8 protein-coding genes are annotated in these 13,677 nt (G+C 41.3%); 3 read left to right on the top strand and 5 right to left on the bottom strand.

Features of this window, described 5'->3' with window-relative positions; translation table 11 throughout:
* Positions 1 to 8: 8 nt before the first annotated feature.
* A complete protein-coding gene (locus tag AC1DO4_RS16955) occupies positions 9 to 1,340 on the top strand; it encodes a sensor histidine kinase (protein ID WP_477417901.1) in 1,332 nt (443 codons plus the stop codon).
* Positions 1,341 to 1,348: 8 nt separating this feature from the next.
* Here the strand turns inward: AC1DO4_RS16955 and AC1DO4_RS16950 are convergent, their stop codons facing one another.
* Together AC1DO4_RS16950 and trxA are read right to left on the bottom strand one after the other, a co-directional pair.
* Positions 1,349 to 2,269 (bottom strand): DUF58 domain-containing protein, encoded by a 921-nt coding sequence (locus AC1DO4_RS16950; protein ID WP_477417899.1) that lies wholly within the window; start codon positions 2,267 to 2,269, stop codon positions 1,349 to 1,351.
* A gap of 107 nt (positions 2,270 to 2,376) precedes the next feature.
* Positions 2,377 to 2,697 (bottom strand): thioredoxin, encoded by a 321-nt coding sequence (trxA, locus tag AC1DO4_RS16945; protein WP_183566163.1) that lies wholly within the window; start codon positions 2,695 to 2,697, stop codon positions 2,377 to 2,379.
* Positions 2,698 to 2,884: 187 nt separating this feature from the next.
* On the opposite strand from trxA, the gene AC1DO4_RS16940 reads away from it, so the two are divergent.
* Positions 2,885 to 3,217 carry a hypothetical protein gene (locus tag AC1DO4_RS16940; protein ID WP_477417896.1) on the top strand — a complete coding sequence of 111 codons (333 nt, stop codon included), beginning with the start codon at positions 2,885 to 2,887 and terminating at the stop codon, positions 3,215 to 3,217.
* Positions 3,218 to 3,258: 41 nt separating this feature from the next.
* On the opposite strand, the gene AC1DO4_RS16935 is transcribed toward AC1DO4_RS16940, so the two are convergent.
* The 3 genes from AC1DO4_RS16935 to dnaE form a co-directional block, all read right to left on the bottom strand.
* On the bottom strand, positions 3,259 to 3,498 hold the full coding sequence (locus AC1DO4_RS16935) for an addiction module protein (protein ID WP_477417894.1): 240 nt from the start codon (positions 3,496 to 3,498) through the stop codon (positions 3,259 to 3,261).
* Between the two features lie 70 nt (positions 3,499 to 3,568).
* Positions 3,569 to 4,573, bottom strand: coding sequence for a hypothetical protein (locus AC1DO4_RS16930; RefSeq protein ID WP_477417893.1), 1,005 nt, complete (start codon positions 4,571 to 4,573; stop codon positions 3,569 to 3,571).
* Between the two features lie 103 nt (positions 4,574 to 4,676).
* Positions 4,677 to 8,261 carry a DNA polymerase III subunit alpha gene (dnaE, locus tag AC1DO4_RS16925; RefSeq protein ID WP_477417891.1) on the bottom strand — a complete coding sequence of 1,195 codons (3,585 nt, stop codon included), beginning with the start codon at positions 8,259 to 8,261 and terminating at the stop codon, positions 4,677 to 4,679.
* Between the two features lie 254 nt (positions 8,262 to 8,515).
* Between dnaE and AC1DO4_RS16920 the strand changes: the two genes are divergently transcribed.
* Positions 8,516 to 13,675 carry a translocation/assembly module TamB domain-containing protein gene (locus tag AC1DO4_RS16920; RefSeq protein WP_477417889.1) on the top strand — a complete coding sequence of 1,720 codons (5,160 nt, stop codon included), beginning with the start codon at positions 8,516 to 8,518 and terminating at the stop codon, positions 13,673 to 13,675.
* Positions 13,676 to 13,677: the final 2 nt, after the last annotated feature.

Here is a 13,677-nt window from a genome sequence, read left to right as displayed (position 1 = left end):
GGTCATAAATGAAACTACAGGTAAAACTCGCCCTTTATAATACGCTAACCAAAGTGGCTATTATCCTGTTCACGGGCTTGCTTATCCTGTTATCTATCGAAAAAATTTCCTACAATCATATCGAACTTCGCCTGGAAAATGATCAAAAGGAAACCTTAAAAAGTCTATCGTCAAAAGAGATCGGCAGTATTTTAAAAGACCAGAAAGCTTATACCGACTATAATATTTTGAAGGAAGAGTTTATCACCATTACACTGGCAAAATACAACCCCGAGATCACAAAAGAAGTAAAGTTTACTACCGAAACGCGCGATTTTGACAAGTACACTCAAACCTACCGCGTTTTAACCCACCGGCTAAATTTTGAAGGGCATACCTATATGCTCCGCATTGGTGTGGCCATTGAATCGGTGGAGGAATTAAAATCAATTATCAAAAAGTTTACTATTCTGGTTTTGATTATAGCCCTGGTACTGACATTGATAAGCGACCTGATTTTTACTAAATTTTTATTGGCCCCCTTTTACCAGATCATCGATCGTAAACTTATTAAGGTAAACGATCCCATGAACTTTGATTATGAAAAAATAAAAACCACCACACAGGATTTTGAACTGCTCGACGATAGTATCAGTTCGCTGATGAGAAAAATATCCAACCTGTTCATCCTCGAAAAGCAATTCATCGCCAATGTTTCGCATGAGTTACTTACACCTATATCCATTATTAGTTCGAGGCTTGAGAATATTTTACTACAGGAAGAATTGAGCGAGGGCAGCGAGAATAAAATGCATGCTTCGCTAAAAACGCTCAACCGGCTTAAATCTATCATTAACAGTTTATTACTGATATCGAAGGTTGAAAATAATCAGTACGATAAAGCCGATATGGTAATGATAGCAGCCGTAGTAATGGAGATACAGGAAGAGCTGGAAGACCGGATTGAAGAAAAACGCTTAACCTTTATCAATAACCTTAAATACATTTACACCATACAGGGCAATCGCCCACTAATGCATACACTGTTATATAATATAATTAATAATGCCATAAAATATAACAACACCGAAGGCAGGATCACTATAAGTGATGAACTGAAAGAGGAAATGTATACCATCATTATTGCCGATACCGGCGCGGGCATGGAGCAAAAACAAATAGAAAGCGCATTTAACCGCTTTGAAAAGCTTGAGACCGATGAAAAAGAGAGTTATGGTTTAGGTTTAGCTATTGTTAAAAGTATTACCGCATTTCATGACATTAAAGTGCAAATAAATTCGGTAAAGGGCAAAGGGACTGCTGTTAAATTGATATTTAATACCCCCATCCCGCTTTCATAGACCTTCCTTTATATCATTTTATTTCTTTTAACCAGGTATGTTTTTAACATGGTTTGGTATCCTTCATTAATATCAACATCAACCAGGTCGATATGATATTGGGCGCATTTCAATTCCAGCTGATGCCTGTATTCTGTTAATGATGCTTTGTAGGCATCCCTTATTTTGCCGGGATGTACCTTTATTTCGGCTCCGCTTTCTATGTCAACAAAGTGATGCGGGCGGTTATCAAAGTTAAAGTCAATCTCCTTATGCTTATCGTTTATATTAAAAATAATCACTTCATGTTTACTGAACTTTAAATGCTGAACCGCTGCAAACAAAGCCTGCTGCTTATCAGGACTCATGCTATTTTCCAGCATATCGCTAAAAATTATTACCATTGATCGCTGGTGGATCTCATTGGCCACATGGTGCAATACCTGGGTAATATTGGTAACCGTATTTACCTGCGGGTTATTATATGCTTTCTCCAATTCGGCATATAAATGAAAAAGGTGGGTTGTGGTTGATTTTGCAGCGCTCAGCCAATCTACTTTGTCCGAAAACAGGCAGAGCCCAAAAGCATCCCGTTGCTTTTTAAACAAATGCATTAAGGATGCCGTGGCGTATATAGAAAATTGCAGCTTGCTAATCCCTTTTTCGGGAAAGTTCATAGATGATGAGGTATCCAACAGCAGATAGCAACGCAGATTGGTTTCCTCCTCAAATTGCTTTACAAACAGTTTATCGGTACGGGCAAGCAGTTTCCAGTCGATATTTTTTATTGATTCGCCGTTATTGTACAAACGGTGTTCGGCAAACTCTACCGAAAACCCATGGAACGGGCTTTGGTGCAGGCCGGTTATAAAGCCTTCAACTACCTGCCGGGCCAGCAGCTCAAGATTGGCTAACTGCCGTATTTGCTGATTGTTGTTTAATTTGGGCATAAGGCTAATATAGGGCATAAAAAAAGCGTTGCCAAAATATGCAACGCTTTTTAAAGTAAAATATGGTGGATTAAGTTGTTGATAAACTTAATTTATGCCTGTACGGATTAAGCTAATTGCTTAGCTAATTTATCAGTTAATACTGATTTTGGAACTGCACCAATTTGTTTATCCACAATTTCGCCATTTTTAAAGAATAATAAAGCAGGGATATTACGGATACCGAATTTCATTGATATACCTGGATTGTTGTCGACATTTACTTTACCAACAACAGCTTTGCCTTCGTATTCTTTTGCAATATCTTCAACTACCGGACCAACCATTCTACACGGACCACACCATTCTGCCCAAAAGTCAATAAGTACGGGTTTGTCTGATTTCAGGACAAGTTCGTCAAAGTTTGCATCAGTTATTTCTAAAGCCATGATTTTTATTTTTAAATTTTGTAATACAAATATATACTATTCAATTAGCTTGCCACAAACACAGCCTGACAATGTGACAATTATATTAATATAAGTTATCCACTTAACGTTGGCGTGACTGTGAGTTTTTAACAAGGGTTACTTTTAATGAATTTTTGGTATTAATAAGTAATAAGCCTTTACTCATATGTTAGTTTTTTTTATACCGCTGATTATCCCTTTTTTGCCACTCATTTTTCAGGTAAAATTATCGGGAATGAGGATTAAAGATAAAATCAAGTTGCCGCTGTATGCAATTACATTAATATCCTTTGCGCTGGTTATTATACTATCGTTTAGTGCGTTTATGATTTCAATGTGGGGGTTGCCTCCAAATATAAAATGTGCTGTTGGGTGCACAGGTTTTTTAGGTTTGGGATTTTTTCAGTTTTTTATAACAACACCTATAATTGCGATTATAAGTTATTTAAGGTACGCCAGTGCTCATAAAACTGAGGCTATTATAGATCCTTATCTATAACAGTGTATCAATAAAAAGAAGAGATGATGATACACCGGAGGCTATTTATTATTCCTATTCCTAAGGTGTTGTTGAACTTCTTCCCAGGATATAGCTTCTTCTTTACCGCTTTCATAGTCATCCACCCGACTTTCCATTTCATTTAAAAAGTCTTTATCTTCCCAAAGATCCAGATGTTCTACAATCTCATATTCGACTAGCGTGTAGATTGCTGCTATTTTTTTATCATCAGCAAAACGGATATATTCCTGTAGTCTTTCCCTTATTATTTCGGTTTCCATAATTCCACTCCTTGTCACTCAAATTTAGCTATTAGGTAACGATATCAAATATAAAAGCTTTATGTTCAACCTAATCACGAGATTCATCATTCAGGCCAGTTACATGTAAATAAATTATATCCAACAGTAAAGGTCTCTGGAAAGGTAAAACTTCATTTAAAACTTTGACCTCCTTGACGAGTGGTTGATAATCATAAGGAAGCGACCTGCTTTTCAAAGTATACATTTGTACATCGGTGAGTTCTAGTTTTGTGTCTACGGCCGCAGGTTTTATAACAATATTTAATCCTTTTGCCTGTGTCATAGCACTTGGATAAATCAGTCCGTCGCATGCTTCGCCGGTATTTTCAATGTGGCTTTCCTGAAATGCTGCATAAAAGGCTGTTAATACGTAATAATAATTAGGGGCATCAGTTTCATCCCATTGGCGGCTCAACTTGGAAAAATATTGCCAAACGCTTTGAACAAATCGAAATACCTCCCGCGAACAACTTTCAGCAATGCTATCGCTAAACCTTTTTACGGGTGTTTTAATCATAGCGTTAGCTATTAGATGTTCCTCGTCGTGACAGAGGTTCAACACGGATAAGGGTCTCGATACCCTCCAAAAACCAAGCGTAAAAAAAACTGGAAACATCAGGCCCTCATGCGTTATGATCTCTTTGCAAACCTCAAACATTGGACACTGGTTACGATAATTGACCTTTTCACCATTTTCACGATAGGTTGGCAGACAACCATAAAAAACAGATTCTTTTCCCAGATTGAACCTCCCTGGTCGGATCTTATCTAGGTTTTCGTTGTAAGAAAGTTGTTTTTTTGCGAAAAATAAAGCTTTTGTATTTCTTCTGGCTCTTGTTATATAGGTCCTTTCAATCGTAGAAATCATAAATGGAACATGATCAATTATAACCCTGCAAAGTGCTTTTAATTCCTCGAACCTTTCCGGGCTGTAAGATAATTTGGTAAATTTGTCGATGTACAACATGATTTTCATAAACGTATGTAAATCTGCTGTGATTACTTTAAGAGCCTTGTCTAATTTTCCCAACGCATCTTCAGTATAAAGCGGCATAATTATACTTTTTATTTAAGTTAATCTTTATTGCAGCAGCTAGAATTGCTTGTAACCTTTATGTCAGTAATTAATTAAATATACATGACTATTACTAAACTTTCTACCCCAACACCGGCTGAACATTTGTAATATTGAATATCCCCTCAATCAAATCATCACTCGGGTTTACTTTAAAATTTTTGGATGATAATTCCACCTGCATAGCCTCTTCGCGGTTATTGATTTTGAAGCGCAGCTTGCAGTTTTTAACGGGGTATTTCTGGTTATTCTCGTTAATAATATGTTGTATATCATCCAGCAGTTTGCTATTAAGCATGCTGATATCGATACAAACGGTTAATGATTTGGTGAGCTTATCCCGCATTTCGGACAACAAATCCATCACCTGGATGCGCAGGTCCCAGTTATCTTTCTGGCGAAATTTCTCTTCTATGTTGCCTTTGATATGCAAAAAGTAGCCATCCATCATCAGGTTACGAAATTTCACATAGTCGTCGCCAAATAGGGCAAACTCGTACGATTCGTTATAATCCTCCAATACAAAAGTACCAAAGGGCTTACCGGTTTTGGTCATTTTATGCTGAACATTCCCTACCAGGCCGCCAATACGGATCTCGCCCCGCTTGCGCAGCTCATTAAAAGCGCCCATGATATCTTCACCACCCTCCCCGGAGCGGGCCTTTTGCATCAATTTCAGATCGCTGATGGTGCTGTTGCAAAAACGTTCAAGCTCTACCTTATAATTATCGAGCGGGTGGCCCGTTAAATAAATCCCGATCACCGTTTTTTCGTATTTCAGCTTTTCTATCAGCGGCCATTCTTCAGCCTCGGGCATAGCCGGTTCAGGAACGTATGAGGCTACTGAGCCCCCAAATAATGACGATTGTGAACTACTTTGCACATTCTGGTAATCGTTGGCATACTTAGTAAGGCGTTCAATACCTGTTAATACACCAACATCTGTTTTGGCAAAAAATTGCGCGCGGTTATAGCCAAACTCATCAAAAGCACCGCCATAAACCAGGTTTTCGTATGATTTGCGGTTCACGCTGCGGGTGTTGGACCGCCGTGCAAAATCATATACAGACGTATACGGGCCATTAGCTTCGCGCTCCTCAATAATACTTTCAACCGCTTTATCGCCTACCCCTTTAACGCCGGTTAACCCGAAACGTACCTGGCCTTTTTTGTTTACCGCAAAAGCCATATCCGATTCATTAATATCCGGACCTAAAACCTGTACACCCATCCTGCGGCATTCTTCCATGAAAAAGGTGATCTTTTCCATATTGTTCTGGTTATTTAAAACCGCTGCCATGTACTCAGATGGGTAATGCGCTTTTAAATAAGCTGTTTGGTAGGCCACAAAGGCATAACAGGTGGAGTGCGATTTATTAAAGGCGTACTGGGCAAATGCTTTCCAGTCTGTCCATATTTTGGTAAGCTTATCTTTGGGATGACCTTTAGCCATAGCCCCATCCATAAACTGGGACTCCATTTTATTGAGTACCTCAATTTGCTTTTTACCCATGGCCTTACGCAAAACGTCGGCATCACCCTTACTAAAGCCGGCCAGTTTTTGTGATAAAAGCATCACCTGCTCCTGGTACACGGTAATACCATAAGTTTCGCCCAGGTATTCCTCCATATCAGCCAAATCAAACACAATAGGTTCGCGGCCATGCTTACGGCTGATAAAGTTGGGAATGTACTCTATCGGGCCTGGGCGGTACAGGGCGTTCATGGCAATTAAATCCTCAAACTTATCGGGCTTTAGCTCGCGCAGGTACATTTGCATCCCGTCACTTTCAAACTGGAAAGTACCGTTGGTATCGCCGCGCTGGTAAAGCTCATAGGTTTCCTTATCATCAAGGGGAATGTAATCGATATCAATATGTACCCCATGATTTTGCTTGATCATCCTCAATGCATCTTTCAAAATGGTGAGGGTTTTTAAACCCAAAAAGTCCATCTTGATTACGCCGGCGTCTTCAATTACGCGTCCATCATACTGGGTAACCAGCAGGTCGGAGTCTTTGGCAACTGCAACCGGTACTATATCGGTTAAATCATAAGGCGCTATGATAATACCTGCCGCATGTACGCCTGTGTTACGTACCGAGCCTTCCAGCTTTGAGGCTTCACGTAAAACCTGCCCACGCAAATCGTTACCATTAACAATCTCTTTTAACTCCGGCACCTGTTCAATAGCTTCCCTTAAGGTGATACCCAAAGTATCGGGAACCAGCTTTTTGATCAGGTTCATTTCGGATAAGGGCATATCCAATACACGGCCCACATCCTGGATGCTGGTACGGGCAGCCATGGAACCATAAGTAATGATTTGCGCTACCTGGTTTTTACCATATTTTTCAACCACGTAATCAATTACCCTCTGGCGGCCTGCATCATCAAAATCCGTATCAATATCGGGCATCGACTTACGATCGGGGTTAAGAAAACGCTCAAACAGGAGGTTGTACTTCATCGGGTCGATGTTGGTGATCCCTGTACAATAGGCGACAACTGATCCGGCAGCCGAACCACGGCCTGGTCCAATAAACACCCCTATATCGCGCCCATGTTTAATAAAGTCGGCCACAATTAAAAAGTAGCCTGCAAAGCCCATGGTACGGATGGTGAACAACTCAAAGTTAATCCGCTCCTCTACCTCAGGCGTAATTTCTTTATAACGCTCTTTGGCGCCTGTAAAAGTCAGATGCTTTAAGTATTCCCACTGGTTAAGGGTATCTGCATCGGGTGTGCTGTGGATATTAAATTCGGGGGGAATAACGAAATTGGGGAGCAGGATATCCCGCTTTAATTTAAGCACTTCCACCTTATCAACAATCTCGTTTGTATTATCTAAAGATTCGGGCAAATCGTTAAACAGGTGGCTCATTTCCTGTTGTGTTTTAAAGTAAAACTGATCGTTTGGAAAACCAAAACGATAGCCACGACCGCCTTCCTCATCAGTAGCTATGGGGGTGCTTTGCATATCACCTGTATTTACGCAAAGCAAAATATCATGAGCATTTGAATCCTGCTGATCTACATAGTGCGAATCGTTGGAGCAGATCACCTTTACATTATACTTTTTTGCATAGGTAAGCAGCACCTTATTAACAATGTTTTGATCCGGAATATCATGGCGTTGCAGCTCAATATAAAAATCCTCTCCAAACAGGTCAAGCCACCATTTAAACTCGGTTTCTGCCGCTTCGGGGGTATCCCTTAATATAGCCTGTGGCACCGATGCTCCAATACAGCAGGTAGTAGCAATTATCCCTTTGTGGTATTTTAATATCAGTTCTTTATCAATACGGGGCCATTTGCTGTATAAGCCTTCCATGTAACCCAGGGAACATAACTTAACCAAGTTTTTATAACCCTCAGGATTTTTGGCCAGCATCAGCTGGTGGCGGCGAACATCCTTTTTCTCTTTGGTAAATTGCTTTTTATGCCGGTCTTCAACTACATAAAATTCGCAGCCTACTATGGGTTTCACATTGTGTTTGCCCGCCTCGGCCACAAACTTAAATACGCCGAACATATTACCATGATCGGTGATAGCCAGTGCCTTCATCCCGTCGGCTGCGGCCTTTTTATATAGCTTTGATATATCGGCAGCGCCATCAAGTAACGAGAACTGGGTATGTACGTGTAAGTGAGAAAAATCTGGCATAGTAAATCCGTTTCAGCAAAAATCCTGTAGAAATACAAAGTTACCAAAAAACAAGTTGGTGATGTTGGGTGTTGAAAAGTTAAAAACAATCCAGCCCTCCGGGTGGGGCTAAAATAAGCTTGTTAAAATTCTCCGCTGCGGGGAGAGATTATTTTTTAAGGATCTAATAAAAGCTTCGCCGTTTAAAGGAGGTTTTAGCATACTATTTGATTATATTAACCAAGTTGATCTTCACCCTTGAAAAATTAATGCAATTGAAAAAATTTATAAGAATAACCCTCAAAACAATACTCTGGATTCTTACCAGTGTAGTTTTGCTGGTTATTCTTGTAGTAATTTTAATACAGGTTCCCGCTGTTCAAAACTTCGCTAAAGATAAAGCGGTAACTTTTTTACAGGGAAAGATCCATACCCGGGTAAAAATAGGGCATATCAGTCTTGGCTTACCTAAGTTGTTGGTTTTGGAAGATGTTTACTTTGAAGATCAAAAAAAAGATACCCTTATTGCCGGTGATAAATTAAAGGTGGATATCAGCCTGTTTAAATTACTGCACAACAAAGTAGAGATAAACGAAATTAACCTGCAGGGCATTACAGCAAACGTAAGCCGTGGGGCCGACAGTGTTTTCAACTTCGACTATATTATTAAAGCTTTTGCCAGCGAACAGAAAAAAGAGGTTAAGCCAACTGATACTGCCTCGACAATGAAATTCTCTGTCGATAAGATTAACCTCGACAGGATCAATATCAAATACAAGGACCTGACAACCGGCAACGATGTAAAATTTCTGTTGGGTCATTTTGATACCCGGATAAAGGATTTTGATATGGATAAAATGAAATTTACCATACCCAGGATCACCCTATCAGGCGTTAACGCGCGCATCATTCAAACACCCGTAGGTTCATCAATTGCCCAGGCTGCTAAAGTTGATACCGCGGTGCAACCCCTGAACTTAGACCTTAACCTGGGTGTGATAGATGTATCAAAAATAAAAGTTGACTACCGCAGCACCGAAATGACCGCCAATGTCGATCTCAGCAAGTTTTTGGTCGAGATGGACAAGATAGACCTGAAACACCAAAAAGTGGGGATCAAAAACGTTGAGCTGAATGACACCAAAGTAGCCTTAAGCCTGGCCAAACCGCAAACTGTAACCAAAGCAATAGTTAAAACCGCCAAAAAGCTTGATACCCTATTAGCCGCTCCGCAATCATCACGCTGGGCTATAGCGTTAGGGAAGATACGCTTCAACAACGACAACATTAAGTTTGACAATAACGCTCAGAAAGCCATAGCAAAGGGCATTGATTTTGGCCACATGGACCTTCGCAGCCTGAACGCTGATGCTGAAAATATTTCCTACAATCCCGATACTATTTCTGGCAAAATCAACTCATTCTCCTTCAGCGAAAAAAGCGGCTTCAAGATCAACAAGTTCCGCACCGCGTTCTTTTACGGACCGACCAATGCTTATATGAACGATTTGCTATTGGAGACACCGCAAACCACGCTGCAAAAATCGGTACAGGTAAGATATCCGTCTATAACGGCCATCACCAAAAACATCGGCTTGCTGGGTATTAATGCCAATTTGGATGGCAGCCGTTTAGGGTTAAGGGATGTGTTACTGTTGATGCCCACCATGGCAACTATGGAGCCGTTTAAATCGTCGCCAAATACGGTATTTAAAATAAACGGCAAGGTAAACGGGCAGGTAAATAACCTCAACATCCCTAACCTGGAGATTACCGGCTTAACCAATACCCATATTAAAGCAGCAGCAAAACTGAAAGGTCTGCCCGATGTGAATAAAGCCTATTTTGACGTTACCATAACCGACTTTAATACCAGCCGTACAGATATTACCAAACTTGCGCCGGCAGGCAGCATTCCCCCAAACGTGACTATTCCCGAGAATATGAACCTGAAGGGTAATTTTAAAGGTAGTATGTATACTTTTAACACCAAACTGGCCCTGCGATCGAGTCTTGGCGCTGCAGATTTGGCTGCAAGTATGAAAGATGGCCAAAACAAAAGCAAAGCAAGCTATAAGGCTAACATTAAAGTTAATGAGCTTAATGTTGGCGCACTTACCAAACAGCCTCAAACCGTTGGTAAAATAACGTTAACCGCCAACCTGGAGGGTTACGGCATCGATCCTAAAACTGCCAGCATTAAATTTAACGGTAATTTGGCAAAGGCCTATGTTAAAGGTTATACTTATCAAAACCTGGCTTTAAAAGGCAGCTCAAGCAATGGCGCTTATACCGCTATTGCCCGCATGAAAGACCCGAACATAAATTTCGGCCTGGATGCCAAAGCCAACCTGAATAAAAAATATCCATCTGTGAATGCCACTTTAACGGTGGATAGCATTAACCTGCAAAAGCTAAATTTTGTGAAGGACGACATGCGTTTTCACGGTAAGATAATTGCTGATGTGCCTACTGCCGACCCGGATTACCTGAATGCCAATATTAAAGCAACTGATCTTTTAGTGGTAAACAAAGGCCAGCGGATCCGGATGGATACCGTAAGCCTCATCTCGACAGCCAATGCCGATAGCAGCACGCTGCGATTAAAAACCCCCGTCATGACTGCCCATATGGCCGGTAAATACAAGCTTACCCAAATTGGTGATGCCATACAGGATGTGATTAATAAATACTTTAATACTGCTATTGCCGGTGGACAACAGGTTGCTGTAAAAAATAAAAGTGGCAAAATAGTTAAAACAGCGCCTGCTGTTAAACCCAAATACTCGTCGCAGCAATTTGTGTTTGATGCGCGTTTGATTAAAACGCCGTTGCTCACCCAATTTGCCCCTGACTTGAAACAGCTCGACCCGATATTGCTTAAAGGCAGCTTCAACAGTTCAACCGGCGAGCTGGTGGTTAATGGCTCGATACCAAAGGTTGTGTACGGCACCAATACCATAAACCGTGCAACGCTAAATATCAACACAGGCAACAACGCGCTTAATTACAACCTCTCGGTTGATGAGGTAAAGGTTGGTTCGTCTGTTGATCTGCTTTATACCAGCATATCGGGCAGCGCCCAAAACAACAAACTTGGTATAAGCCTGCAAATGCGTGATGCTGCTAAAAAAGAACGCTACCGCTTAGCAGGTACATTCAGCATATTACCAAACGAGTACCAGTTTAGCTTTAACCAGGATGGCTTGTTGCTTGATTATTTGCCTTGGACCGTTAGTGCCGATAACTTTTTCCAATACGGTTCAAAAGGAATCATGGCACATAACTTTGCTATTACCAACAACAACCAGGTATTTAGCGTTAACAGCAGTACGCAGGAATTTAATAGTCCGCTTAATATTAAATTCAGCAACTTTAAAATAGAAGCACTTACTAAAATGGCCCAACAGGACAGTCTGCAAATTGGCGGTACCATTAATGGCGACGCTGTAGTAAGCAACTTCCAGGCTTCCCCGGCATTTACAGCTGCCATCAACATAAACGATTTTAATTTTAAAGGGGATACGGTAGGCAACATCGCCCTAAAGGTAAATAACCAAACCAACAATGCCTATGCCGCCAATATGAGCATTACCGGTAAAGGCAACCAGGTTGACCTGGATGGGATGTATTATACCACACCCGAAAGCAGGTTTGATATGAACCTGAATATAGTTAACCTGAGCATGAAAAGCATTGAAGGTTTTAGCTTTGGCAGCTTGCGTAACGCATCGGGTAATATTACCGGGCAGTTAAAAATAACGGGAACTACCGATGCACCATCCGTAAGGGGCGATATAAACTTTAATACGGTTGGTTTTAATGTAGCCATGCTCAACTCCTACTTCAGGATGCCGAAAGAGAGTATCACGTTTAATGATGAGGGCATCCGCTTTAATGATTTTACTTTGGTTGATTCAACGGGGAATAAGGCGGTTGTGAGCGGTAGCGTTTACACCAAAACATATTCCGATTTCGCTTTCGGGCTTGATATCAACTCTACCAATTTCAGGGCTGTTAACTCTACCCAGGCCGATAATAAGCTGTTTTACGGTAAGCTTTATGTAGATAGCCGCATCAGGATCCGCGGAAATATGGCGAAACCCGTTGTGGATGCTAACCTGACAGTAAACCCTAAAACCGACATGACGTTTGTACTGCCAACTACCGATCCGGGGATAGAAGACAGGAAAGGAGTAGTTGAATTTATAGATCAAAACGCGCCCAAAATGGATTCTATATTGCTGGCAAAACAACTGGACTCCCTCAGGAAATCGGATATTACCGGGCTTGATGTATCTGCCAATATAAAAATTGATAAAGATGCCGCCTTTACCATTGTGGTTGACGAACGTAATGGTGATATTGTTCACCTGAAAGGCGAAGCTAACCTAAACGGCGGTATAGACCCAAGCGGGAAAATAAACCTTACAGGTACTTATGTGGTTAACTCCGGCTCGTATAACCTGTCATACGCCGCTCAAAAACGTAAATTCAACTTTAAAAAAGGAAGTACTATTGTTTGGACGGGCGACCCAACCAGCGCCAATATCGATCTGACCGCTACTTATGTGGCCAATGTGCCCCCTATCGACCTGGTTGAAAACCAGCTTACAGGTACAGACAACTCTACCATGTATAAGCAAAAACTCCCCTTCAACGTTAACCTTAGCCTGAAGAATCAACTGCTTACCCCTGAAATCAGCTTTGATATTGTACTTCCTGATGGCAACTATACTGTACCTACCTCTGTAGTTAATACCGTGAACACCCGCCTGGGCCAGGTAAGGCAGGACCCTAATGAGCTGAATAAACAAGTGCTTGGGGTATTGGTATTAGGGCATTTTATTGGCGATAACCCACTGCAAAGTAAAGTTGGTAGCGGAGGTGTTGAAGGCGCCATTCGTAATAGTGTGAGTGGTTTGCTAACAGACCAACTGAACAAACTGGCAGGTAACCTGATAGAGGGGGTTGATTTGAATTTCGGATTAACATCCGGCGAGGATTACTCGTCGGGCACGGCAACCAACAGAACAGATCTGAACATAGGTCTTTCTAAACGCTTCCTTAACGACAGGCTTACCGTAAGCGTTGGTAATAATTTTAACCTGGAGGGTAACCAGCAGGGGCAAAAAGCTACTAATATAGCAGGTGATGTATCTGTAGGTTATAAACTGAGCAAAGATGGCCGGTATACACTGCGGGCTTACCGTCGTGATGAGTTTATTGTGATACAGGGCCAAATAGTTGAAACCGGTTTAGGATTTACCCTAACGGTTGATTATAACCGTTTCAGGGAGATTTTCCGCAAGCGTACCGAAGAAGAAAAGGAAATGCGCCGCAAATACAGGCAGGAGCAAAAAGAAAAAGATAAAGCTAAAGAGGCCGCCGATAAAGCGGCTGCGCAAAAAGCACAAAATACACCTACAAGCTAAGC

The sequence above is a fragment of the Mucilaginibacter sp. P5_A6 genome (assembly GCF_056400585.1).
The sequence above is the reverse complement of the archived record's forward strand: the minus strand, read 5'-3'. Positions and strand labels throughout refer to the sequence as shown.